The following is a 25,633-nucleotide window of genomic DNA, read 5'->3' as shown; positions in this document are numbered from 1 at the left end:
CCATGACCAATACGGATCCCGTCGTTGTTGTGATAGAAGATGACCCTGCGATACGCCTCTTCTTGCGTACCGGCCTTAGCGCCCATCGCTTCAAGGTGTTTGAAGCGGAACGGGGACAGCAGGGCATTATCGAGGCGGGCGTGCGCAAACCGGACCTCATCATCCTTGATTTGGGCCTGCCGGATATGGACGGGGTTGAGGTCATCAAAAGCATCCGCGCATGGTCGGCGATGCCGATCATCATTTTATCCGCACGCAGCGCCGAGCAACATAAAATCGACGCGCTGGATGCGGGTGCCGACGATTACCTGACCAAGCCTTTTGGTTTGGGTGAATTGCTGGCGAGGATACGGGTCGCCCTACGCCATTCTGCTAGCGGCCCGGCACAGGATGAGGGGGGAATGTTTGTCACCGGGGCATTGAAAGTCGATTTGCTGAAGCGCCAAGTTTTTGTCGGCGATAATGAAGTCCATCTCACGCCCATCCAGTACCGCTTATTATCATTGCTGATTAAAAATGCCGGTAAAGTTTTGACCCATCAATATATCCTCAAGGAAGTCTGGGGGCCGTCTTATAAAGACAATTCGCATTATTTGCGGATTTACATGAGCCAGCTCAGGCAGAAACTAGAATCCGACCCGACCCAACCCCAGTATTTACTGACCGAATCAGGTGTGGGTTACCGGCTTAAAGCCTAACGCCGGCTGTTTTTTAAAACCTGGCCTCAATTCCGTCGTCCGAACTATTTTTACAAAATTTTTATGCATTTACCGTAAGGCTTTACACAAATTTTACGTGTAATTGAATAAGATAGCCTTGTCTTAACTACCAGGTGAAAAACATTTTATGACGACCCAAACCTATTTTGGTCTTGAAAATAATGAAAACGCATGGCTGCTCGTGCAACGTAGCGATGGGAAAACCGTATTTTTACGGCAGTTCAAAAATACGCTGGAAGGTATCAATGAGCTTGCGAAGTTTATAAAAAGCCGTTGTGGGAAACCGAAAATTTATGTTAAATCGACGGGGTATGCTGCGCTCGGACTTTTGAAAACGCTCTGCGGAATTCCCGATGTTGAAGTGATGTTTGTTTCACCGGCGGGTTTTCAACAATACCAAACCTGCTTGCCGAAAAATAAGGCCAGCCGTGCTGAAGCGGCTTTTTGTGAAGCAGAAGTCCTGGCCGATTATGCGGAACGTATGATTTAACCGGCAGCCAAGTAGGGTGGGCAATTTTTTCTGCCCACCTTTTCCAAGCATAAGAGCGGTGGGCAGAAAAGCGTTGCCTTGAGCGGGATGTGGTTTTGTAACCCCGTTCCCGCTAGGATCAGCGTCCGCCGCGTTGGCGAAACAACAATAACGAAACTAACCCGATGGCGGGCAGGCCCAGCAAAGCGGTATAAACAAAAAACGCCGGATAGCCATAGTGGTCAACGATGACCCCGGAAAACCCCGCCAGCAATTGCGCGGGCAGGATCATCAACGAGGTGAACAGGGCATATTGGGTGGCGGTGTAAGCGGTGCTGGTCATGCTGGACAGGTAGGCGATGAACACCGAACCCGCCAAGCCGCCGCTTAAATTGTCGGCACTGATGACAGCCGCCAACAACATCAGATCCGGCTGGTTGACCGCCAGCACGGCGAACAGGATGTTGGTTGAGGCGATCATGACCGAACCCAGCAGCAAGGGGCGCATGATGCCGTAGTTTGCCGTCAGCAAGCCGCCTAATGCCGCGCCTGCAATGGTCATAAAAAAACCGAAGATTTTGCTGACATCAGCGATTTCGGTTTTTTTGAACCCCAGATCCAAATAGAACGGGTTCGCCATCACACCCATTGTGATATCGCTCATTTTATAGAGTGCGATCAACAACAAAATCAACAGGCCGGTCTTACCGTTGCGCTGAAAAAACTCAATAAACGGGCTGAATACAGCCTCGGAGACAGTGCTTAGACCCCGTTGCCAAAGGTTTTGGCCTGGGGTTGGCGGCTTGAAAATGGGCGTGACTGGCGGATGCTCCGGCTCACTGATGGCCAACGTGGTGACAAAGCCAACCAACATCGTACAGGCCATGACGATATAAGCGACGGGCCAGCTAAAAAAATCGGCAAGGTAAAACGCCCCCGCCCCGGCAAGCAATAAGGCGATGCGGTAGCCCAACACATAGGTTGCCGCCATCGCCCCTTGGTAATCAGTGACTGCGGATTCGATGCGGTAAGCGTCAATGGCAATGTCTTGGCTGGCTGAACACAGGGCGACCCAAACAGCGAGCAAGGCGCACAGCTCCAGGTGTTGGTGGATGTCGGTGCGCGACATGGCGAACAAGCCGGCGGCGATACCCAATTGCGCCAACAGCATCCAACTACGGCGTTTGCCGAAGGTGCGGGTGAGCCAAGGGAGCGGCAGCCGGTCGACGACCGGAGCCAAGAAAACTTTAAAGGAATAAGTGACACCGACCCAGCTAAAAAAGCCGATAGTGGTGTTGGTGATTCCCTCGTCACGCAACCAGGCGGACAGCGTGGAAAACACCAGCAAATAAGGCAAACCTGCGGAAAACCCAAGAAAAGCCATGCGCACGACACAGGGCTGCGCATAAATTGAAAAGGCCTTATGCCAGTTTTTGATTGCCGTCATAAGGCCTTCCTCTGAAAAATGCACCGCACAAACAGCGCGGTGCGGGTTAAGCGATCAACCATTAATCAGATAATGGGTGAAAATGCTGGCTGCATAACCTGCGGCAATCGCAGGGGTCCATTTCAAATGGCTGAAGAAGGTGTATTTATGGTCGGACTGGCCCATCAGCGCCACACCCGCAGCAGAACCGACTGACAGCAACGAACCACCGACACCAGCGGTCAAAGTGACCAATAACCATTGGTACAAGTCCATATCCACGCCCATGTTCAATACCGCAAACATGACAGGGATGTTATCAACAATCGCCGAAATCAAACCGACCATGATGTTGGCGGTCGTTGGCCCCAAACCTTGGTACATGGCGCCTGACAACAATTCCAGATAACCAATGTAGCCCAAACCACCCACCGCAAACACGACACCAAAGAAGAACAACAGGGTGTCCCATTCGGCATTTTTGACTTTGTTGAAAATATCAAAACCATGTTCGCCTTCTGGGGCATGGTTCTTTTTCAAGTAAAAACCGTACAACATCAGGGCGGACAAACCAACCATCATGCCCATGAAAGGCGGCAAATGCAGGGCTTGTTTGAAACTGACCGCCGTGGCGATGGTGAACAGGAACATCACGCAGATTTGGATCGCACCGGGTTTCAGCACCACGATGGCTTCATTGGTTTCTTTGGGCTGCTCGTTGGGTACGGCAAAATACATCACCGCCGCAGGGACAGCGTAGTTGACAACGGATGGGATGAACAATTTGAAGAAATCAAAAAATTCTGCGTATTCCGCTTGCCAGACCATTAAAGTGGTGATGTCACCGAACGGACAAAATGCTCCGCCCGCGTTGGCGGCAATCACCAAGTTGACGAAACCGATGCTGACGAATTTTGGGTTATCCGAACCCACCGCCAATACCACAGCACCCACTAACAACGCGGCGGTCAAGTTGTCTGCAACGGAAGACAGGAAAAAGGTGATAACACCAGTAATCAGGAACAATTGACGGTAGCCAAATTGTTTTCTCACCAACCATGAACGCAAGGCTTCAAAAACATTACGCTCGGCCATGCTGTTGATGTAAGTCATGGCCACCAACAAAAACAGCATCAGCTCGGCATATTCTTTCAAGTCATGCTCAAACGCCGCATGCATTTCTTCAGCCGGAACACCTTTTTGCTGCGCCAATATCGCCGCGTGGGCCCAAATGATGCCAGCCGCCAAAATGACCGGTTTGGATTTACGCATATGCGTAAACTCTTCCGTCATCACAAAGCCGTAGGCAATAATAAAAATCAATACCGTATAAATACCGCGTTGGGTACCGGTCATGTCGAGGTTAGCAAACCCCTCCGTTTCCGCCCACGCCAACTGCGGCACTAGCATAGCCACTAGCATTACCATTAAAAAACGCAACACAATACCCCCTCTCTTTTAGTAGTTTAAATGGAACAAATACACAAAATTTAACAGTTAATGGTATCACCATCCAATAAATTTTGTCATTTTATGACGCAGAGTATATGATGACAGACCATGATTTTTCGCCTGAAAGGTACTTCAAACACGCACCATGTATCAATATAACGAAATAGACCAAACCCTTGTCAATGAACGGGTCGCCCAGTTTAGACGGCAAACCGAAAAGTTTTTAAAAGGCGAACTCACCGATGACCAGTTCCGCGCTTTACGCTTAAGAAACGGGCTTTATGTCCAAACCCACGCGCCGATGTTGCGCGTCGCCATCCCTTATGGCCTGCTCAGTTCCGCCCAAGTGCGCAAACTGGCGCATATCGCCCGCACTTACGACAAAAATTATTGCCACTTCACTACCCGCCAAAACGTCCAGTACAACTGGCCTAAATTGGAACAAGTGCCAGATATTTTAGCCGAACTCGCCACCGTCCAGATGCACGCCATCCAAACCAGCGGCAACTGTATGCGTAACACCACATCCGACCATCTGGCCGGTGTCTGTGTCGATGAACTTGAAGACCCACGGCCCTACTGCGAAATTATCCGCCAATGGACAACCTTGCACCCCGAATTCGATTATCTGCCGCGCAAATTTAAGATAGCCGTCAGCGGCGCGGCGCATGACCGTGCCGCCACCCAATTCCATGATATTGGCGTGCATCTGGTCAAAAATGATATGGGTGACATTGGCTTTAGGATACTCGTTGGTGGCGGTTTAGGGCGCACGCCTATTATTGGCTCGGTCATCCGTCCGTTTATTGAAAAAAAACATCTGCTCTCCTATCTCGAAGCCATCCTGCGCATTTACAACCTATTTGGCCGCCGGGACAACAAATACAAAGCGCGGATCAAAATCCTCGTCAAAGAAACTGGCTTGGAAAAATTCACCGAAATGGTTGAAGCGGAATGGCAACAGATCAAAGACGGCATGGAACTGAGCGATGAACGTATTGAAGCCATCAAAGGCCATTTCACCTTGCCGGATTATGCAGCCGATGCCGCTGACGACGCCAACTTCGGGCAACATTTACAAGACAACCCCGCTTTCGCGACATGGTATAAACAAAATACCGCCGCCCATAAAATGCCTGGCTACCGTGCCGTATTCCTGTCCTTAAAAGCCCCTGACGCGCCCCCCGGAGACACCACCGACACACAACTGGACACCGTCGCCGATTTGGCAGACCAATTCAGTTTTGGTGAAGTGCGGGTCACCCACCGCCAAAACCTGGTTTTCGCCGATGTCAAACAAGCCGGCTTGTTTGCTTTATGGCAGCAATTGGTGGCGCTCAACTTGGCGACACCCAATATCGGCACGGCCACCGATATGATTTGCTGCCCTGGCTTGGATTTCTGTTCCTTGGCCAATGCCAGCTCCATCGGCATCGCCAAAGAAATCAACGAAGCGCTGGATGATATGGACTATTTGCACGACATTGGCGATGTCAAAATCAATATGTCCGGTTGCATGAACGGCTGTGCGCACCAAAGCGTCGGCCACATTGGCATTTTGGGGGTCGATAAAAAAGGCACTGAATGGTACCAACTCACCTTGGGCGGTTCATCCGAAAATGAAGCCGCGATTGGCGAGCGTTTAGGGCCGGCGGTCGCCAAAAACGAAGTCACCCAAGCCGTGGCTACAATATTGGCTGTCTACGTCAAGCAACGCCTAGAAGATGAAAGCTTTCTGGACATGGTAAAACGGGTAGGAATCACCCCCTTCAAGGAACAAGTGTATGCAACTCATTAAAGACAAGAAAATTATTGACGACAATTGGCAATCGCTGGCGGATGACGCCGAACTGGCAGCCGGTGACATCAGCGTGTCCTTAAGCCGTTGGCAACAAGACAAACCAAGGTTACTAGCCCACAACGGCAAGCTCGGCATCCGCATCACCCCTGCCGATGCCGTCGCCGACTTTGCCGACGACCTGGACAAAATCGCTTTAGTGGAATTGGATTTCCCTGACTTTGCCGATGGGCGCTTGTTTTCCCACGCGTGGCTACTGCGCAGCCGTTACGGCTACCAAGGCGAAATACGCGCCACCGGCCACTACATGCCTGACCAAGTGTTTTACTTATCGCGTGTCGGGGTGAATGCTTTTAAACCCGCTAAAGATGAACAGTTGCCTGTTGAACTGGGTTATCTGAATGATTTTACGGTCAATTATCAAGTATCCGTCAATTAACCGGAAATCTTTCAACCGGTAAACTAAAAACCCGCAAGCCATCCCGCTTAGCGGGTTTTTTTGAACCTTTCCGATGCTTTGGCTAACGCACAACGCCAGTTAGCCATCAAAAATCCAAGGATTTGCTGTACCGGATTGCCCATTTTTCAAACGACATAAACCTTCAGGCAAAATCGGCAGCCTGAAGGCATGGCCCGCCTAAGGCGATGGCGTCCGTTATTGCTGGCATTGCGATTATTGGTGATCAACGTTGCATAATACCTAAGGGTTACGTATTATCGCAGGATAAAATACAGCGTTTTTAAGTGGGCCATAACTATTGGGACAACCCTGAATGGGGTTATCGCCAACAACCATTAGTAAAATGGATGCCGGCTGGCTTGAAATTTAGGTAATCATGAAGAGACAAGAAACTTTGGCATTCCAGTGTGGGCTGGTATCTCCAGCCTAATTAAATCTGAATCAATACCGTCTAAAATTGGCCATGATGCAAGCGATCCCCCCAAATTTGCTTACATTACGACCGATTTATGCAGCGGCCAGAATAATGATTTTTCCAATAACCATGAAACTAACCGCAACCCTGGAAATGACCGGCAGATTTTACGGGCCAATACCATAAATCCTGCCTTTTGCATGCGCATCGCCAGCTTCGGTAACCGACCTGCCCCTAATTTTTAATCTAACGCCATTAACATAATGTGTCATTACTTTCACCACTGTCACCATAACCTTTTTGCCTCCTTAATTTTTACTTTCCTGCTTTTCGGTTGTTCCCAGCCTACGGTGCAAAAAATTGGTGGTGAGGCGCAGGGCACAACCTACCATGTCAGTTTTTGGTCCCCACAAGCGACAGATGCACAAGCGATCAAACAATCAGTCGATGATGAATTTAACCGAATCGACCAATTGTTGTCGAATTACCGCCCCGATTCTGCAATTGAACAGCTTAATTCGACTGTTAGCAGTGAACCACAGGTAGTTAATGAAGAAATCATTGCTTTGATTGAGCAAGCCCGGGCCGTCAGCATCGCCAGTTCCGGGTGTTATGACTTGACAATCAAGCCTTTATTTGATTTATGGGGCTTTAAGGCCAATAAATTTTCATTGCCGAATCCGGACACTTTACAAGCAACGTTAAAAGAAGTGGGGTTTGACAAAATCGAAGTGCTTGACAATAACCATTTGCGCAAGCGCAACCCGGAGCTGAAAATTGATTTGTCGTCCATTGCGCAAGGTTACAGTGTGGCACGTATCTCCGCTTTGCTGGAGCGGTTAGGGATTGACAATTACTTGGTCGAAATTGGCGGCGAATTGCAGACGCGTGGACATAAACCTGACGGTGAGGCTTGGCGTATCGCCTTGGAAAAACCCTTGCCCGATGAACGCACCATGCAGAAAATCATCACGATCCAACAAAACGAGCCGATTGCAATCATGACATCCGGGACTTACCGCCACTATTTCGATGTTAACGGGAAACGCTATAGCCATATCTTGGACGCCAGAACCGGTGCCCCGATAGAACACAATACCGTCTCAGTGACGGTGCTGCATCCCGACCCCACGCAAGCTGACGCATGGTCGACGGCCCTGCTATGCTTGGGCCGGGTGGCAGGCATCAAGGCCGCCAATGAGGCGGGCATAGCGGCATTGTTTATCGAACATCAAGACAAAGCCTTCAATGAATATAGCAGCGCCAATTTGGAAGCCTTACACACAGTGGTGATCAAATAACCAATTCTAGTTACCGGCCACTACAAACCTATACCCACTCATATTGGCATCACTTTTGTCATTAAAAAGCCATGTCTAAATTGTTACGATATAACCATTTAATTTTTAGCCATATCACTTATGTCGAGACTAAATATTCTTGTTGTTGAAGATGAAGATGCCATCCGGGGCATGTTGCTGATGGTGCTTGAACAGGCCGGATTTAAATCTATCGCAGCCGTTGATGCGGAAGACGCACAAAAGGTTTTAGATGACCTTTCACCTGATTTAATCCTCTTGGACTGGATGTTGCCTGGTATTAGCGGAGTGGAATGGGCTAGGCGCTTAAAAAAGGAACCTGTCTACCGGGATCTGCCTATTATTTTGCTAACCGCCCGTGGTGAAGAGGAAGATAAGGTCAGGGGGCTAGAAATAGGCGCGGACGATTACATTACCAAACCATTTTCTCCCAAAGAATTAGTCGCCCGGATCCGTGCGGTATTACGGCGTAGCGGCAAAATACAAGGGCTAGCCCAAATCGCCCTTGGCGATTTAGTTCTTGATACCGAGCAGCATAGGCTAAGTATTGGCGACAAACAATTGGAAGTGAGCCCCACTGAATTCCGTTTGATGCAATTTTTTATGACCCACCCGGATAAAGTGTATAGCCGGACCCAATTGCTCGACCAAGTGTGGGGACGTAGCGTTTATATTGAAGAGCGGACGATAGATGTGCATATCCGCCGCTTAAGGAAAATTCTAGGGGAACATGGGCGTGAAGACCTCGTACAAACGGTACGCGGCTTCGGATATCGGTTTTCACTAATGGAGTAAGCTTTGTGGGTGTTTGGCATAAAGAATTCATTTCCGCCTCACTGCTGCTGATAGCGGCCTTCATAATCGGTACAATAACAGGCCTGATTTTCCCTGCCCTATTTATGGCAACCCTATTTTTGTTGGCCTGCCAATTCCTACAAATCCGTCGCTTTGAACTTTGGATAAGCGCTGGTGGCAAAGGGCTGTACCCTAAAACAACAGGGATTTGGGAAGAAATTTATTACCATATTTATCGTATCAAAAAGAGCGACAAACGGCGTAAGAAGAAATTACGGAAAATGATCGAGCAGTTCCGTCAATCGACCGAAGCCTTACCTGACGCGGCGGTGGTCTTGCGGGGCAATGACGAGATCGAATGGGCAAACAAGGCGGCACGGCAAGTTTTAGGCCTGCAACAAGCTGATAAAGGCCAGCGTATCGTAAATCTAGTCCGCTTCCCTGACTTTATCCGTTATCTCAAATCAGGCAATTATAGCGAACCTGTGATCCTGCCATCCCCTCTAAATAACCGTGTCACCCTTGAAGTTCGGGTCATTTCCTATGGTTCAGGATTACGCTTACTGTTAGCGCAAGATGTCACCCAGTTGAAAAAAATGCAAACTATGCGCAAGGATTTTGTGGCTAATGTTTCGCATGAATTGAGGACACCACTAACCGTACTTAAAGGTTATCTGGAAACATTGCAAGATATGGACGACGATACTTCACCGTTACTTACCAATTCTTTTAAAGAAATGCTGGGGCAAACTGAGCGCATGCAGCATCTCGTTGATGATTTGCTATTATTGACACGCCTTGAAACCCAACAGAAAAAAACGCAATGTATTGATGTACCTGCTTTATTAAGCCAGATTTGTAAAGAAGGTGATACGATGGAAAACGCTTCGAGACGTATTGAGCTAACCTTGGAAACGGCGGCATTTCTCTACGGTGAAGAACAGGACTTGCGTAGCGCATTTACTAACCTGTTAGGCAATGCGCTAAAATATTCGCCTGATGATTCCGTCGTAAAAGTACGTTGGTATCAGGGGAAAGATGAAACCATTTTAGAGGTGGAGGATTTTGGCGAAGGCATATCGGCCTCAGATATTCCCCGAGTTACAGAACGGTTTTATCGGGTTGAAAACAAACGCCGGAATAAAGTCCCAGGAACAGGTTTAGGCTTAGCTATTGTTAAACATGTGCTGATGCGGCATGAGGCCACGTTGAAGATAACCAGTGAACTTGGCAAAGGCAGTTGCTTTAGTTGCCATTTCCCTAACAAACGGACTTGCCGCACTTAAACGAGTGCTTGGTTACAAAAATAACCATCACTATTTTCAGACATCACATTGATTAGATTGCTTTTATGTATGACAAGGATTTATGCAATTAGACGCTAGCATAAAAGTCCGGGGCTATACAGATAAGGCATCCATTAAATCGATCATAAATTCCGTCTCTTCTTCCCCTACCTTGACCCAGCCAGAAAATCCAAGGCTTTTTAATACCTCCCTCCCTTTGTCAGTCATATCCATTCCGACCAATAAATCCTGTATTTCCTGCTTTCTAGGAGATAGCTTGGGGCCAATCATCAAACAGTGGTGGATCACGCTAATCTCACTTCTAACAAGAACCTTTAGCCTACTTTTTACCATATTGGATAAATTGTCATAAGCTTCGGCAAGAAAAATACCCACATCAGAATTACCTTGAAGCAACTGTTTTGCAACCAAAATATAGGAATCACAGCCTATTTTTACCGAATTCTGCGCATTCAAGTCCGCAGGTTCCAACATAATCATACCCATCAGCAGAACATCCGGGTCATCAGTAGAGGCGATCTTTGTCCCTGGGCCAAAGTCTGCAACATCAAGTATCTGGCTATCGGCATTGACAACGATAATTGCCTCATCAGAAACACCAAACGGCTTAACTAATGGGGAAAAACCTTTGTTACGGACTAACATGGCCGCATCAAAAGGATTGGCATAAATCAAATCCACCGCGTCATTTTCAATTGCAACCCTTTGCGTTTGAAAATTATTGTACATTTCCAAGTGAATGCCTTGGCCAGTCTGTTTTTGTAGCCAAGTATTGAATATATACCACCCAGAAATATGATCGGGGGAAAAATCCGGGCTGACTGTAAATTGAAAAGTCATATTTATTGGTTATTTCAAGGAAGCATAAAGCTTTGTACATTCTTCGACTTTGGTGCGTGATGGCTTACGCCGCACCGAGGTATAACTGACAATTTTACCTTGTCTGATATTAGGGATAACGGTCGCTTTAACCCAATAATAGGCTCCGTCCTTGCGTAAATTTTTAACAATTCCTTGCCAATGCTCGCCTCTATTAACAGTATCCCACAAATCTTTAAAAGCTACGGATGGCATGTCGGGATGCCTCAAAATCGAATGTGGTGAACCAATCAATTCATCCTCGCTATAACCGGACATCTCCACAAAAGCCTTATTGACGTGCGTGATAAAGCCATTTTTGTCAGTTGTTGACACAATAAGTTTGCCATCAGGATAAGGGATTTCTATCTCGGTGTAGAAAACCAATCTACGTAATCCGCCATAGAGGTCAAGTACAGCTTCCTTATAGTCACCGACAATATCTTCCGGTTTAAAATCTAACATTTTCAAAAATCTTACAGGAAGTCAGCAATACTGGCGGCCGCACGTTTGACATCAAGAAATATCAAACCTAATTTAGCATTAGGTTTCGCCAAAACGGTCAATACAGATTCTGAGCCTGCATAGGTCATTAATACATAACCATTGGCACCTTTTATCAAAACTTGTTCCAATGTCCCTCTGGCCAATTCTTGGGCAGTTCTGTCCCCCAAAGAAAGCATAGCGGCACTCATAGCCCCTACCCTATCCTCATCCATTGAAGCTGGTAAAACAGAGGCTATCATCAAACCATCGGTGGATATGATTCCCGATGCTTCAATATCAGCCGATGTACCGTTAAGTTCTGTCAATACAGAAGTCAACATATTTGCACGCATATTCAATTTCCTCTTTTTCTTTTCAAAAATGTAATGTTAACGTTCAAATTAACTCTCCTTTGTTGCATAACGTATGCTTAATGCCCAAACCAAAGAAACAAATTCGGCTTGATTAAAATGAGGTATCCCATAAATAGCAATGACAAATCGGTTATTAGAGATAAACAGTGGCCAAAAACCCACCTCACTGTTTCCAAAAACATCAACTATAGACCACGCCTGGCTCATTAAGCCCATATTATTGACCAATAACCCGGCGCGCCTATCATGGACAGTCGCAATTTCTGCGCTTAATGCCGATAATTCTTCAGCCACCTCATGGGGGAACCCATGGGTTGCGAGATAAAAGCCTTGTCTTTCTGCAAGCAAAATCTTACCGTTTTCAGAAATTTTACTTAATAATCCGGGCAAAATATCTTCCAATGCTCCAGATGGATATTCCAATGGTTCATTTAACCCTTGGACCCAACGTAGTTTTTGACAATGGTGCAAAAGCTCCAAGCATTTTTCTTCATCATTTTGATTCATCAAATGCTGCAAATTTTCAATACTAAGGGCATGAGTTTTAGGCTGTAAAAGCAATTTCCTTAAAAACTGCCGAGGCTTATCAGTTTCCAACGATGAGACAGCATAATACGCACCAGCTGGGGTGGGATATAAATAGAGCCCCTCGGTTAAAGAATAGTCACTAATCATAACTATCCCTCTAACCCAGGATCTAATGTATATAATAAAGCTTGAATTAACAAAGAGACATCACTTTTTACCCTAGCATCCACAGCAAAAACAGGGGGTTTTAATCCTAAAGCGTTTAGTTGGATATGGTAATCATCGATAGTTGGTTTCGCGCTTAAATCCATTTGAGTAACACCGATTGCCACAGTTGTTTCTGAAATAAACTTGTCAAAGGTGTCGAGGAAGAATTTCATGTCGAGAAAGGGGTCAGCCCGGGTATTGTCTAATAACAGGACTAAACCAATGCCGCCTGTAACAAGTATATCCCACATAAAATCAAAACGCTCTTGCCCAGGCGTACCGTAAAGGTGGAGCTTCTCGCCACCCGGCAAATTCATAATACCATAATCCATGGCAACAGTTGTCGATGCTTTCCGTGTTTTAGCCATATCGCTCGCCGATGCATCAGTTTTTATCGGTGGCACATCACTGATTGAATTAATAGCTGTAGTTTTGCCGGCACCTACTGGCCCGGTAAAAATAATTTTATACTGACTCATATTGATATATAGATTCCGCTATGCTTTCTTGCCAAGCAGTGTACTGAGAATCCGACTCAGCAAACCTTGGTTTTTGTTAGGTTTGATTTCAGGTGACTGTACTAATTCGTCAACTTCTCTTCTCACTTGGCCTGCTATACCTAAAGAACAAGCCGCACTAATGAACACAAACACATACTGTGGCTTAATGTTAAGAACTTCTGCAATATTTGGTAAAGTTCTAGGCCCTTGAATCAATAAGGCCGCAATACGTAACGCATGGGGCGTAACCAATAAACGGGTAAAATTTGGCCAACTTTTCAGATAAACGGGTTTTTTAATATCAATGGTAGCTGGATAGCGGCCCTTTGATGCCCAACAAGCCACTTTCCACAGGAAAGCATCCATACTATGAAACCTTTCCAACGACATGTCCTCCTTTGCTGAAATTTCTTGGCTTAGCGGAGTGACTGACATCTTTGAACCTAATGTATTTTTAATGGCCAATCCAGAAAACGCCCTTACTTGGCTCTCATCGACATCAAGCCACACCTCATTATTTCCAGGAAAAATAACCAAAGGATTCCAGCCTGAATTTAGCTGCCTGTTTTGACCCTTTTCTCGGCTGACTTTAAAAGCTGATTCAACGTAGCCTTGAAAATAATCATTAGGGTTATAGTGGGCTTTGGCAAATTGCTTAGGGTCGTTTACATCAATACCCGTAACATTACCAATAAAAGCGCCAAAACCTTTTTCGTTTAGCTGCATCGCAGCTTGGTGTTTGGAGGTTTTTCTCTGTTCGTCAGAATCTATGACATATTTTTTAAGGACAGGCTGCTCATCTTCAACAAGCTCCTCAGCGTTATTTGCTGGAGCTTGATATGGATCATTGCCTTCAAGCAAGCCAACTGAACCCATTGCCGGTGACTTTGTACCTTGTTCAAGCAAGGCTCGCCCTTTAGCAAGGGCAGAAAGCATATCATCGGTTTTTACAGGTTTTTTGACACAGAGAACATTTTCAAATGGATGCTCATCATTAAGGGATAAAATAATTACGGGTCTAGCTGATCCTTTTTCGGCATTCTCACGCAATAACTTCTGTCCATCAACCGAATCCGCATCAATAATATCAAGCTCTGCGTTATTGTTACCGACTACAAATGCGACGCCTTTACAAGGCCCCTGCAAATACATTGCCATCATTTTATAACTGCGTTCATTCATCCCATGTAACGCAACTTTTAATGGATTTTTGTTTTTATCCATTGCTATTTCGACCTTTAAATAAATGATTCAATTGATTCCATTCATCAATTATTTCGGAACCCGATTGTTTTAATTCATCAAACATTTTATAAAATCCATCTGGGTCACGAGTAGATTGATAGAGTGCTAACAGCTCATGATGCAATTCAAATCTTGTAGGTTGTTTTAATATTGCTTTCTCAAGCACACGCTTGGCTTCTTCCAATTGGCTATATTCGATGTGGTCCCGGGCTATTTCTAAAGGATCATAATCAAGCACGTCCGGTTTATCCATATAGTTGATCATAATATTTTTGCTTAAAATCCCTTTAGTAAAAATCGAATACTGATTACCGGCAATTAAATTCGCATTGGCATGTTCGTCTTTTAAAAAATCTTTGATAGCCTTAAATTGTTCAGCATTCAAACGGGATTTTGCACCCACCAAGACCCGCCAGCTGATAGCCTGCCCCCTTCTGTTTAATATTACCAAAAAATCAACAATAGCAGCAAAAAGCTGTTCATTTAAATCTTTATGGAAACAAAAATATATCCGTTGCAAATGGGAAATCAACATTTTAGGTTTTCTGGCAATACGGAAAACCAATTTTTCCAAAAAATCAGCATAATTTAACAACTCTGGCGACCAGAGCATATTCGCTTCTTCCAAACAGAAAAAATTAACCCCTTGCAAGGGCTTATTTTTATTCTCGTCCTTACAAAAAATGAAGTCAGTATTAACGGTCATATTTAATTGCATCATCGAATATGGTTAGAGAATAGTTCTAAATTATCATTTTACAAGCTTGTTGACCAATAAAATCGCTTGTTAAATTGGCGCATTTAAGCCATTAGCAAAATAATCAAAGGCCATCCGGCAATTAATTATAAAATATGCGCTCTTAACAAGCTTTTGATAACGGAACAATTTATGAATGAAAACACCATAAACCTTATAGAACAATACTATGCCGCATTTAACAACAACGACATGGAAACTTTTCTAAATTTGCTCACCGACGACGTAATCCATGACATCAATCAAGGGAAGCGCGAAATTGGCAAGGAAGCGTTCGCCCAATTTATGGCTTGCATGAACCACAACTACAAAGAGCAATTGGTCGATATGGTCATCATGTCCACAACTGACGGCAGCCGCGCAGCCGCTGAATTTATTGTGCTTGGCGAATACCTGCAAACAGACGAAGGATTGCCTATAGCACAAGGGCAAAAATACCGCTTACCAGCTGGTGCCTTTTTTGAAATCCGCGATAACAAAGTCGCCAGGATAACCAATTATTATAACCTGCAAGACTGGATCGCCCAGGTTAATGCTTAATTAAGAGCAGCTGCCGTCAAAATGACTGACGGTAGCGCCATAAGCTCATCGCCCAACAATTTCGCTTTCGCCCCTACTAACCGCAAAAGGCAAAGCCAGGACAACCAAACAAAGCAGCCATTGCACTAACTGGATATTGCCCATAGTAAAACTAAGCGAAGTGGCTAGCCTTTTGCCAAATTCGGGATAAGCAAGAATAAGGTCGCGGCTTTGAAAAAAAGCAAGCGCCTCGCCAATGACCAACATAAACCCCGTGCCAATTAACGCGCAGGCCAACCATTTATGGCGTCCAGGATACTTCTTGAAATTCGTAGGCAGCCATTCAAAGGCCATGGCTTCGCTTAGGCTTTTATGTGCTAAAAAATAGCGTACCAGTATCAAGCCCAAAATCCCAATAACTGGGACACTTGCAGTCAGTATGGGGAAGCTAATATAACGGCCATTAACAGCCAGGCTAAAGGTTTTGAATATCGCAAACCCATAAAACAATAAATATAGCTGATATAAGTATCCTGCATATTTCTGGTTAATCTCCAGTTTTGCCGAGCAAGCATAGCCATTTTGGACAATCAAGCCGGCCAGAATGGCATTTAGCCCGACGACCAATAAAGTGAACATGCGCTGCCAAAGTGTATAGCTGGTGTACCACAGAAGTTCGGCTTGATTAACCCATAGCAAGGCAAGTATTTGCAAAAATACCAATAAACCCGCCATTGGCAAGAAAGGCAAGGCCTGCAAAGGTTTCCGGAACACCGCAACCACAAAAACAAAAATAGCTGCGGCAATCGCCCAGGCTTTGTACCACAGGGGATTTTCGTACACCTTACCCGTTAACGGAAACACTTCTTGCCTATCGACTGAAAATAGCCCCCAATTGGCACCAACCACCCCTTCCAGTTCGCTTTTCCACGATTGATTAATCGCCTCAACGATGTTGTAATCAAATCCGTTCGCATTGGCCACGGCAATTAATCCACGAATAAATTTCGCTTCATTAACCACGCTAGGCACAGCCAGTCCACGTTGACGGCCTTCGCTAGGCCAACCTGACTCGCCGATCAGAATAGGCTTATTAGGCGCGATTGCTTGGGCTTCTTGTTGGACGTGCTTATAAATGCGTTCTATATGCGCCGGAGCCGCATCGACAGGAATGGGTTCATCTTCCCAATAAGGCAAGATATGGATGGTTATGAAATCCACCTCATTAATGAGTTCCGGGTATTTCATATACATTGACCATACATCGGCGTACGAAACGGGCTGTTTGACCGCTTGCTTGACCGCCCTAATATATTGGATCAGTTCTTCCGGTTCCAGATCTCCCCGCAGCAACACTTCGTTACCAACGATCACCCGCTTGACGACATCCGGATTAGCATTAGCGGAACGGATCAGCTCATCGATTTCCAGTTTATTGCCTTTTTTTATACCGCCCAACCACGCGCCTTGTATCATGGTTAAGCCATATTTACGCGCCAATTGGGGAATTTCGGGCATTGTGCCTTCGCCACTGGCATAAGTGCGTATGGAGTGCGTTTTTTCACTCATAAGGCGCAAATCTGTATCAAGTTGCGCAACCGTAGGAAAAATTTCATCCATAGGCCCTTGCCCTTCCCAAAAAGGCGCAAAAGAAAGGCTATTCAGCTTACCTTGAGGCACATCTGGCCCAACATCTTGAGGCTGGTTAATTGACCAGCCCAATAAAATGGTCAGCAGGGCGATAAATATAACTGTCGGGGCTATTTTCATATAAAACGATAAAACGATAAAACGAGGTCGAAAGGGCGATGCGGAATATATTTCATGGCCTTGTAAACCAAAAAAACCGTCGCGTCCCCCTCTAAAGAAATACGCGACGGTTTAATCAATTTACCGTGTGAGGCAGCTAGCCTGATGGTTCAGCCCATTTAGACCCAATCCTAAATGACTAAAGGAAAAATGTCTTTCCAATAAATAGCCTATTACCATCATAGCCGTGCCAAATCCGATTAATTTTTGCTTTTGTCAACGATTTGGTTGGCTTTAATCCACGGCATCATGCTACGCAATTGTGCACCAACCACTTCAATCGGATGCTCGGCATTCAGACGGCGTTTGGCGGTCATTTCCGGATAATTGGTTGCGCCTTCCATGATGAATTGTTTGGCGTATTCACCATTTCTGATGTTTTTCAGCGCTTCACGCATCGCCCAACGGCTTTCTTCATTGATGACTTTAGGGCCGGTCACATATTCGCCGTATTCGGCGTTGTTGGAGATCGAGTAATTCATGTTGGCAATGCCACCTTCATACATCAGATCGACAATCAATTTCAGTTCATGCAAGCACTCGAAATACGCCATTTCTGGGGCGTAACCGGCTTCCACCAAGGTTTCGAAACCGGCTTTAATCAATTCAACCGCACCGCCACACAGTACCGCTTGTTCACCGAACAAATCCGTTTCTGCCTCATCACGGAAAGTCGTTTCAATAATGCCCGAACGTCCACCGCCAATGGCTGAAGCGTAAGACAAACAAATGGCTTTGGCAGTACCGGAAGCATCTTGTTGCACCGCAATCAAATCGGGCACGCCGCCGCCACGGACAAATTCTGAGCGTACAGTGTGCCCAGGGGCTTTAGGTGCGATCATGATGACATCCAAATCGGCGCGTGGCACGACTTGGTTGTAGAGGATTGAAAAACCATGTGCAAAAGCCAAGGCCGCACCTTGTTTAATGTTAGGCAGAATTTCGTTTTTGTATAATTGCGCTTGGAATTCATCAGGTGTCAAGATCATGACAATATCAGCAGCAGCCACTGCTTCCGCAACATCCATGACCACCAAACCACACGCTTGCGCTTTAGCCACGGAGGGTGAACCCGCACGCAAACCTACAATCACTTCAACACCTGATTCTTTCAGGTTGAGTGCGTGGGCATGCCCTTGTGAACCGTAACCGATGATGGCCACTTTTTTGGCTTTGATGATAGATAAGTCGGCATCTTTGTCGTAATAAACTTGCATGTTTTTTCCTGTCTTTATGGTTTTCAGTTTATAAAAAATTTATTCTAGTTAAAGGCTCAAACCTTTCTCGCCCCTGGAAATACCCGTTGGGCCCGAACGGACAACTTCAAGGATGGTTTCTTGGGCTATTGCCGCAACAAAAGCATCCAACTTTTCAGAAGGCCCGGTCACTTCAATCACATAAGTGCTTGCCGTCACATCAAGGACCTTACCCCGGAAAATTTCCGCAAGGCTGCGTATCTCATTACGGGTATGGTCAGTGGTTTTGACCTTGACCATCATCAGCTCGCGCTCGATATGGGTATTTTCTGCAAAATCAATTAGTTTGACGACATCAATTAGCTTGTTAAGCTGCTTGATGATTTGTTCAACCACCTGTTCGCTCCCGCTCGTGACCAAAGTCATCCTCGATAAACTAGGGTCTTCGGTGATCGCCACATTCAAGGACTCAATATTGTAACCGCGGGCCGAAAAGAGGCCGGCAACCCGTGATAATGCACCGGATTCGTTTTCAATCAAAATCGAAATAATATGCCTCATTATGCTAACTCCCTGTCAGTTGAAGTCCCTGTAGCAACCCTTAATTTCATGTCATGATGGCCTTTGCCCGCTTCAATCATCGGATAAACGTTTTCAGTCCGGTCGGTGATAATGTCCAGGAACACGGTACGGTCTTTCAAGGCAAAGGCTTCTTCCAATGCGGCACGTACATCTTCCGGCCTCTCAACGCGCATCCCGACATGCCCGTACGCTTCCGCCAGCTTGACAAATTCCGGGATGGTGTCCATATAGGAATGGGAATAACGGCTTTCATAAGAAAACTCTTGCCATTGCCTGACCATACCCATGTAACGGTTGTTTAAATTAATGATTTTAATGGGGGTTTTATATTGCAGGGCGGTGGACAATTCCTGTATGCACATTTGTATGCTGGCCTCGCCTGTGACACAGGCCACATCCGCATCAGGGAACGCCAACTTGACACCGATGGCGGCGGGCAAACCAAAGCCCATCGTCCCCAAACCACCTGAGTTGATCCAGCGGCGCGGCTTGTCAAATTTGTAATATTGCGCCGCCCACATTTGATGTTGGCCCACATCTGAAGTCACATAAGCATCGCCTTTAGTGACGGCATATAACTGTTCAATAACAAATTGCGGTTTGATCAACGGGCTTTCACGGTCAAACTCCAAACACTCAACCGCCCGCCATTGGCCAATCTGCTGCCACCATGCTTCTAAGGCCTTTTTCTGGGGCTTGGCCTTATGGTCTTTGATCAGCGTGATCATTTGCTCAAGGACATTTTTGACTTCGCCGACAATGGCCACATCCACCTTGACTGTCTTAGAGATTGACGCAGGGTCAATATCTATATGGATGATTTTGGCATACGGGCAGAACATGTCCAACTTGCCGGTGACGCGGTCATCAAAACGCGCGCCAACGGCAATGATCAAATCACTCTCGTGCATCGCCATGTTGGCTTCATACGTGCCATGCATCCCTAACATGCCGATAAATTGCTTGTCAGTCGCCGGATACGCACCCAAGCCCATCAAGGTGTTGGTTATTGGATAGCCGAGCAATTGGCTGAATTCGGTCAATTCTTTGCTGGCCTCACCTAACACCACGCCACCGCCCGAATAAATCACGGGCTTGTGGGCGGCCATCAACAAATCCACCGCTTTTTTGACCTGTTCCTTATCGCCATTGACCGCCGGATTATAAGAACGGATGGTGACTTTTTTAGGGTATTTATAAGGTACTTTGATATTAGGGTCAGTAATGTCTTTAGGGATATCCACAACTACCGGGCCTGGGCGGCCTGTAGTGGCGACATAAAATGCTTTTTTAACCGTTTCCGCCAACTTGGTGACATCCTTGACCAAAAAATTATGTTTTACGCACGGGCGGGTAATCCCCACCATATCCACTTCCTGGAACGCATCACTGCCAATCACAGGTGATGGCACTTGTCCGGAAATGATGACCATAGGAATGGAATCCATGTATGCCGTGGCTATCCCGGTCACCGCATTGGTTGCCCCTGGCCCTGACGTGACCAAAACCACACCCGGTTTACCGGTGGCACGCGCATAACCATCGGCCGCATGGGTCGCGCCTTGTTCATGACGGACAAGGATATGTTTGACGGCATCTTGTTGGAAAATGGCATCATATAGATGCAACACCGCCCCACCCGGATAACCAAAAATATATTCAACGCCTTCGTCTTTAAGGCTTTGAACCAGAATTTGTGCACCACTTAGCTCCACGCTCACCTCAATAAACATGTTTTGTCGATTTCAATCGAGTTATATTTATTTTAAAAATCAATCCAACGACGTGGATTTCTTTCAAAAAAACAGTTTAATCATCTATTATTTAATGCTGTCATTTTCCTACAACATAATCTTAGGTATTCTACTAGGTTCTTAGTAAAATTGTAATTATCATCTAATGCAGTGTGAACATCCCCAAAATTCACCAAAAACTAGAGATTTCAAAGTAACTTAAGAGGTTCCCGTAGCTACCATGACCCATAAATTCACTTTACAAGCACTTGTTGTCATTTTATTGACTGCTTGTTCCAGCGCCCCCGTCCAACAGGCTAGCCAAACACCGCAAACTATCAAAATCAAGCCTATCCCTGAACCACGCGCGCAAGCCATTGAAGATTACAATAATTTCAATACCCCTAGGGGAAATTTCGATGGCTATTCAGCCCCATCTTTAACAGGCACTTACGCCAGTTATTATTCCGTACAAAACTTTATCCGGCACATGGTCAGTAAACATGGCTTTTCGGAAAACTATCTAAATGGCTTGTTTTCCCAAGCCCGCCGTCTCGACTCGGTGATACGCCTTGAAACCCCTCCCCCTTCCACCGGGCCGACAAAACCACATTTAGGGAGTTGGACCCGTTACCGCAACAAATTCCTGACCGAAGCGCATATCAGCAACGGGGTGGAATTTTGGCGTGACCATGCGGATGCTGTTGATAGGGCTAGCGCAAAATTTGGTGTCGACCCTGAATATATTGTCGCCATCATCGGCGTGGAGACTTATTTTGGCAAAAATATTGGTAAAACCTGTATTTTTGATGCTTTGACAACCTTAGCTTTTGATACCCATAGGCGGGAGAAATTTTTTACCACAGAACTGGAAAATTTCTTGCTGATGACCCGTGAAGAAGGTTATGAACCCCGCCAACCCGTCGGCTCATGGGCAGGTGCAATGGGTTTGGGACAGTTTATGCCCAGCAGTTTCCGGAAACTGGCGGTTGACTTTGATAACAATGGCCGCCGTGATATTTGGCATCCCGAAGACGCCATTGGCAGTGTCGCGCATTATTTTTCCCGCAGTGGCTGGAAATATAACCAAACGGTGACCAATCAGACCAGCCCGTCTAACGACCCTGCGGTAATCGAACTCAGCACTTATGAAGGCAGCCAATATTGGCGGGTTTACGGTAATTTCAAAGTCATTAAACGCTATAACAACAGCAACAAATACGCCATGGCCGTGCATCAATTGGCACAGGCCATCAAGCAACGTTACTTTTGATGCCCTACCTCGAAACCAAATCCTCTGGGGCCAAACCCAGGGAAAGTATTTTATCGAGCGCGTACTTATTCAAAGCATCAATAATTTCATGGTTTGCATTGGTATCATTCTTTAATTCCTGCAATTGCTGGAAATAGCCTTTCAGCGTTAGTCCATTGCCTTCATCTCCCAGCAAACGGCTGAGACAAAAAACTTTCCATTTTTGCGACTCTTCCAGGCTTAATGTTTCTGGATAATTTCGCGCCCGATACCGGAACAACATCTCAGGCAAACGCGTATCGTTAAACTTAAATGAGGTGGTTGCCAAAATTTCCGGTGACAAGCGTGTAATTTTAGCCATTTGCCGTTTATCTGCATCGGAAAAGAACCCGCCGCTATAAATTGCCAAATCAGGGTCTGGCATTTCCCCAGCATAACTTTTATCAGCAAACACCTCCGCTAATGTTACAGGCAATTCCGGCACCGCTTTAATCGCGGCAATATTTGCATAACATACGTCCAAATCAAGCTGCAGGCGTTCGGCATCCTCTGGCCTTATCACCGAAATGGGGGCCAATACCGGACATTTGTTGATATGCACTGTTTTTAACGGTATCCGGCTAATCCCTTCCGGCAAATCATCATTGGCGGTAAAAATCCGTTGGCGTATCGCGTCCGCCGACAAGGCCAGCATGGGGGCAGGATCAATTGACAAATCATAGACGATGATGCCGTTAGCATTACTGGGGTGCGGGCAAATAGGCAGGACAATGGCGAGACAGTGCCTAATGGCCGGATATTTACCGGACACATGCACGACAGGACAGAAACTGCCCAATTTGAGCAATTTCAATGCTTCATTCTTGACTCTATGCCCCCAAAGAAATTGATACAAGCGGGGTTGTTTGCCCCTAATCAGTTTGGCAATGGCAATCGTTGCATAAACGTCGGCAAGTGCATCATGGGCGTTATCATGGGCGATGCCATTCGCCACGGTCAATTGGTCTAGCCGGAAACTCGGTTTGCCTTGCCCATCAATAGGCCATTCGATCCCTTCAGGACGTAAGGCCCTAACCGCCCTTACCACATCAATCATATCCCAACGGGAATTACCATTTTGCCATTCCCGTGCATAAGCATCATAAAAATTGCGGTACAGGCAGTTCCGGGTCACCTCATCATCAAAACGGATGCTGTTATAACCTAAGGAACAGGTATTTGGCTGTGCCAATTGGGCATGGATCAAACGGACAAATTCAGCTTCACAAACTCCTTTTTGTTCGGCTATTTGGGGGGTGATACCAGTAATCAAACAAGCATCAGGATGGGGAAGGCTATCCGCCACAGGCCGGCAATAAACAACAAATGGCTTACCGATAATATTTAATTCAGCATCGGTACGTAAACCTGCGAATTGGGCGGCCCGGTCACGCTGCGGGTCGATACCGAAAGTTTCATAATCATGCCAATAAAGGCTAACCAAACTCAAGCACGTCCTTCTGCTTCCAGTTTTTTGCGTTTGTCGCATTTCTCGACGCAGACACAATTGCTGTTGACCCCGCCACAGGATCCTTTAATGGCTTTTCTGCCAAATATCACGCCGATTGCCATCAAGCCGACCACAACCAACATAAAAAAAAATGTGACTAAAAAATAAGTCATTGTCTTATCCTCAAAAAATTTAAATGTTCTGGCTGCGTCCTTCAACGACCACGATTTAAGGTTTTAATTTCCCTTAACCTGCCATTCTCAAAACGGAGATACTGCCGTAAACGTCTACGGCCAAAATCATACACCCATTCTTCAACCAACACATCGACTTCAATGTATTGCTGCTGCCCATAACCTATTGAGGTGCCTGGAGAATGTAGCCCATTTCTGGCGTTTGCATAATTGCTCGCCCCCCTCCTTTCAATATGGCTATCAATTGATTCTGGCTCGCCGCACTTATCAAGCACATCATTTTTATTGTCGCCAAGGTCGACCAATTCATGCCCGCAACGCAAGGCTAGAATGGGGGGCGAAAACAATAAACAGGCCAGTAAAGGGAGTAATTTGGTGATGCTCATAGATAATCCTGATCCAATAATTACGGGTAGACGCCGAAGCCTTACTGAATTTAATCTATGACAATGAACAGGTACTGAATCCGTCATAAAGAAAAATCCCCTTCTGAAAATTGATTCCAGAAGAGGATATTTTGGCTTAGCCGCCGAAGTCGTCCAACATGATGTTTTCAGGTTCCACACCTAAATCCAACAGCATTTTGATAACCGAGCTGTTCATGATCGGAGGGCCGCACATGTAAAACTCACAATCTTCCGGAGCCGGATGGTTTTTCAGGTGGTTTTCATACACGACGTTATGGATAAATCCCGTGTAACCATCCCAGTTGTCTTCAGGCAATGGGTCGGATAATGCGACATGCCATGTAAAGTTTTCATTTTCCCGCGCCAACATATCGAAATCTTCCACATAGAACATTTCACGCTTGCTACGTGCGCCATACCAGAAGGTGATCTTTCGTTTCGACCCCAACCTACGTAATTGGTCGAAAATATGCGAGCGCATAGGCGCCATACCTGCACCACCACCGATAAACACCATTTCAGTATCAGTTTCTTTGGCAAAGAATTCACCATAAGGGCCTGAAACGATACATTTGTCGCCTGGTTTCAAACTAAAAATGTACGAAGACATGATACCTGGCGGTACATTTTCTGGTGCGCGTGGTGGCGGGGTCGCGATACGGACGTTCAGCATGATTTCTTTTTCCACAGGATAAGAAGCCATAGAATAAGCACGCAAGGCAGGTTCTTTAACTGTAGAGACGTAACGCCATAAATTGAATTTGTCCCAATCGTCGCGGAAACGCTCTTCTATGTCAAAGTTGCTGTATTTGACCACATGCGGCGGGCATTCTATTTGAATATAACCACCCGCTCGATAGTTAATCGCTTCGCCTTCTGGCAAATCCAAAACCAATTCTTTAATGAATGTCGCAACGTTATGGTTGGATTTGACGGTACATTCCCATTTTTTCACACCAAACACATCGTCTTCAACTTCAATGGACATGTTGTTCCTAACCGTCACTTGGCAAGACAGGCGTTCGCCTTCTGCCGCTTCACGTTTAGTGATATGGGACGTTTCGGTCGGCAAAATATCGCCGCCACCAGAATGGACTTTAACCCGGCATTGCGCACAAGTGCCGCCGCCGCCACAAGCTGACGAAACAAACAGGCCATTGTCAGCCAATGCCCCTAATAACTTAGACCCTACAGGCACATAGATTTTCTTTTCATCATTGATCAGAATTTCCACATCGCCTGCGGCAACCAATTTGCTTTTGGCACCGATAATGAGAAATACCAATGCAATCACGAAACCCGTGAAAATAATAATGCCTAAAATAATTTCCAACATT

The 25,633-nt window shown here is 46.0% G+C and carries 26 protein-coding genes; 9 read left to right on the top strand and 17 right to left on the bottom strand.

Annotated elements, in window-relative coordinates:
- The first annotated feature begins 2 nt into the window (after positions 1–2).
- Positions 3–698, top strand: coding sequence for a response regulator (locus METMI_RS0114565; RefSeq protein ID WP_019867030.1), 696 nt, complete (start codon positions 3–5; stop codon positions 696–698).
- A 148-nt stretch (positions 699–846) separates the two neighbouring features.
- Complete coding sequence (locus METMI_RS0114560; RefSeq protein ID WP_019867029.1) at positions 847–1,209, top strand: hypothetical protein; 363 nt, start codon at positions 847–849, stop codon at positions 1,207–1,209.
- A 118-nt stretch (positions 1,210–1,327) separates the two neighbouring features.
- Here METMI_RS0114560 and METMI_RS0114555 read toward each other — a convergent pair whose 3' ends face one another.
- Both METMI_RS0114555 and nhaD read right to left on the bottom strand, forming a co-directional pair.
- Entirely contained in the window at positions 1,328–2,635 is a 1,308-nt protein-coding gene (locus tag METMI_RS0114555) for an AmpG family muropeptide MFS transporter (protein ID WP_019867028.1), read from the bottom strand.
- Between the two features lie 54 nt (positions 2,636–2,689).
- Positions 2,690–4,036 (bottom strand): sodium:proton antiporter NhaD, encoded by a 1,347-nt coding sequence (gene nhaD, locus METMI_RS0114550; protein ID WP_408630395.1) that lies wholly within the window; start codon positions 4,034–4,036, stop codon positions 2,690–2,692.
- Between the two features lie 175 nt (positions 4,037–4,211).
- On the opposite strand from nhaD, the gene METMI_RS0114545 reads away from it, so the two are divergent.
- The 5 genes from METMI_RS0114545 to phoR all read left to right on the top strand — a co-directional run bounded on the left by METMI_RS0114545 (position 4,212) and on the right by phoR (position 10,139).
- On the top strand, positions 4,212–5,864 hold the full coding sequence (locus METMI_RS0114545; RefSeq protein WP_019867026.1) for a nitrite/sulfite reductase: 1,653 nt from the start codon (positions 4,212–4,214) through the stop codon (positions 5,862–5,864).
- The gene (locus METMI_RS0114540; protein ID WP_019867025.1) at positions 5,851–6,303 is read left to right on the top strand and encodes a DUF934 domain-containing protein; all 453 of its coding nucleotides are present in this window, start codon (positions 5,851–5,853) and stop codon (positions 6,301–6,303) included. Before METMI_RS0114545 ends, METMI_RS0114540 begins: the two co-directional genes overlap by 14 nt.
- Before the next feature lie 786 nt (positions 6,304–7,089).
- Positions 7,090–8,040: an FAD:protein FMN transferase gene (locus tag METMI_RS24185; protein ID WP_019867022.1), complete on the top strand. Its 951-nt coding sequence runs from the start codon at positions 7,090–7,092 to the stop codon at positions 8,038–8,040.
- Positions 8,041–8,160: 120 nt separating this feature from the next.
- On the top strand, positions 8,161–8,853 hold the full coding sequence (phoB, locus tag METMI_RS0114520; protein WP_019867021.1) for a phosphate regulon transcriptional regulator PhoB: 693 nt from the start codon (positions 8,161–8,163) through the stop codon (positions 8,851–8,853).
- A 5-nt stretch (positions 8,854–8,858) separates the two neighbouring features.
- Positions 8,859–10,139 carry a phosphate regulon sensor histidine kinase PhoR gene (gene phoR / locus METMI_RS0114515; protein ID WP_019867020.1) on the top strand — a complete coding sequence of 427 codons (1,281 nt, stop codon included), beginning with the start codon at positions 8,859–8,861 and terminating at the stop codon, positions 10,137–10,139.
- A 114-nt stretch (positions 10,140–10,253) separates the two neighbouring features.
- On the opposite strand, the gene METMI_RS0114510 is transcribed toward phoR, so the two are convergent.
- From METMI_RS0114510 to METMI_RS0114480, 7 genes are read right to left on the bottom strand one after another with little or no spacing between them, the layout of a single operon-like run.
- Positions 10,254–11,000: a phosphate/phosphite/phosphonate ABC transporter substrate-binding protein gene (locus tag METMI_RS0114510; protein ID WP_019867019.1), complete on the bottom strand. Its 747-nt coding sequence runs from the start codon at positions 10,998–11,000 to the stop codon at positions 10,254–10,256.
- 9 nt (positions 11,001–11,009) lie between these two features.
- Positions 11,010–11,483: a PAS domain-containing protein gene (locus METMI_RS0114505; protein ID WP_019867018.1), complete on the bottom strand. Its 474-nt coding sequence runs from the start codon at positions 11,481–11,483 to the stop codon at positions 11,010–11,012.
- Positions 11,484–11,494: 11 nt separating this feature from the next.
- Positions 11,495–11,857, bottom strand: coding sequence for a roadblock/LC7 domain-containing protein (locus METMI_RS0114500; protein WP_019867017.1), 363 nt, complete (start codon positions 11,855–11,857; stop codon positions 11,495–11,497).
- Positions 11,858–11,905: 48 nt separating this feature from the next.
- Positions 11,906–12,553, bottom strand: coding sequence for a hypothetical protein (locus METMI_RS0114495; protein WP_019867016.1), 648 nt, complete (start codon positions 12,551–12,553; stop codon positions 11,906–11,908).
- A 2-nt stretch (positions 12,554–12,555) separates the two neighbouring features.
- Positions 12,556–13,092, bottom strand: a complete 537-nt coding sequence (locus METMI_RS0114490; protein WP_019867015.1) for a GTP-binding protein — start codon at positions 13,090–13,092, stop codon at positions 12,556–12,558.
- Positions 13,093–13,110: 18 nt separating this feature from the next.
- Positions 13,111–14,337, bottom strand: coding sequence for a hypothetical protein (locus tag METMI_RS0114485; protein WP_019867014.1), 1,227 nt, complete (start codon positions 14,335–14,337; stop codon positions 13,111–13,113).
- A complete protein-coding gene (locus METMI_RS0114480; RefSeq protein WP_019867013.1) occupies positions 14,330–15,064 on the bottom strand; it encodes a type IV pilus assembly protein FimV in 735 nt (244 codons plus the stop codon). Before METMI_RS0114480 ends, METMI_RS0114485 begins: the two co-directional genes overlap by 8 nt.
- A 183-nt stretch (positions 15,065–15,247) precedes the next feature.
- Between METMI_RS0114480 and METMI_RS0114475 the strand changes: the two genes are divergently transcribed.
- On the top strand, positions 15,248–15,655 hold the full coding sequence (locus tag METMI_RS0114475) for a ketosteroid isomerase-related protein (protein WP_019867012.1): 408 nt from the start codon (positions 15,248–15,250) through the stop codon (positions 15,653–15,655).
- Positions 15,656–15,700: 45 nt separating this feature from the next.
- Here METMI_RS0114475 and METMI_RS0114470 read toward each other — a convergent pair whose 3' ends face one another.
- From METMI_RS0114470 to METMI_RS0114455, 4 genes are all read right to left on the bottom strand, one after another.
- On the bottom strand, positions 15,701–17,254 hold the full coding sequence (locus METMI_RS0114470; protein ID WP_232215232.1) for a glycoside hydrolase family 17 protein: 1,554 nt from the start codon (positions 17,252–17,254) through the stop codon (positions 15,701–15,703).
- A gap of 389 nt (positions 17,255–17,643) precedes the next feature.
- Positions 17,644–18,660, bottom strand: coding sequence for a ketol-acid reductoisomerase (gene ilvC, locus METMI_RS0114465; RefSeq protein ID WP_019867010.1), 1,017 nt, complete (start codon positions 18,658–18,660; stop codon positions 17,644–17,646).
- Between the two features lie 48 nt (positions 18,661–18,708).
- Complete coding sequence (gene ilvN / locus METMI_RS0114460; protein ID WP_019867009.1) at positions 18,709–19,200, bottom strand: acetolactate synthase small subunit; 492 nt, start codon at positions 19,198–19,200, stop codon at positions 18,709–18,711.
- Positions 19,200–20,936: an acetolactate synthase 3 large subunit gene (locus tag METMI_RS0114455; protein WP_029151720.1), complete on the bottom strand. Its 1,737-nt coding sequence runs from the start codon at positions 20,934–20,936 to the stop codon at positions 19,200–19,202. Before METMI_RS0114455 ends, ilvN begins: the two co-directional genes overlap by 1 nt.
- A 259-nt stretch (positions 20,937–21,195) precedes the next feature.
- Between METMI_RS0114455 and METMI_RS0114450 the strand changes: the two genes are divergently transcribed.
- Positions 21,196–22,227, top strand: coding sequence for a lytic murein transglycosylase (locus METMI_RS0114450; protein ID WP_019867007.1), 1,032 nt, complete (start codon positions 21,196–21,198; stop codon positions 22,225–22,227).
- 4 nt (positions 22,228–22,231) lie between these two features.
- On the opposite strand, the gene sbcB is transcribed toward METMI_RS0114450, so the two are convergent.
- The 4 genes from sbcB to nqrF all read right to left on the bottom strand — a co-directional run bounded on the left by sbcB (position 22,232) and on the right by nqrF (position 25,632).
- The gene (gene sbcB, locus METMI_RS0114445; RefSeq protein WP_019867006.1) at positions 22,232–23,695 is read right to left on the bottom strand and encodes an exodeoxyribonuclease I; all 1,464 of its coding nucleotides are present in this window, start codon (positions 23,693–23,695) and stop codon (positions 22,232–22,234) included.
- On the bottom strand, positions 23,692–23,868 hold the full coding sequence (gene nqrM, locus METMI_RS26310) for a (Na+)-NQR maturation NqrM (protein WP_019867005.1): 177 nt from the start codon (positions 23,866–23,868) through the stop codon (positions 23,692–23,694). The genes sbcB and nqrM overlap by 4 nt, the downstream gene beginning before the upstream one ends.
- A 41-nt stretch (positions 23,869–23,909) precedes the next feature.
- A complete protein-coding gene (locus METMI_RS0114435; RefSeq protein ID WP_019867004.1) occupies positions 23,910–24,275 on the bottom strand; it encodes a DUF2845 domain-containing protein in 366 nt (121 codons plus the stop codon).
- Between the two features lie 136 nt (positions 24,276–24,411).
- Positions 24,412–25,632 (bottom strand): NADH:ubiquinone reductase (Na(+)-transporting) subunit F, encoded by a 1,221-nt coding sequence (nqrF, locus tag METMI_RS0114430; protein ID WP_019867003.1) that lies wholly within the window; start codon positions 25,630–25,632, stop codon positions 24,412–24,414.
- Position 25,633: the final 1 nt, after the last annotated feature.

Source organism: Methylovulum miyakonense HT12 (assembly GCF_000384075.1).
Taxonomy (GTDB): Bacteria; Pseudomonadota; Gammaproteobacteria; order Methylococcales; family Methylomonadaceae; genus Methylovulum; species Methylovulum miyakonense.
This window is presented reverse-complemented; position numbering and strand designations above follow the sequence as displayed.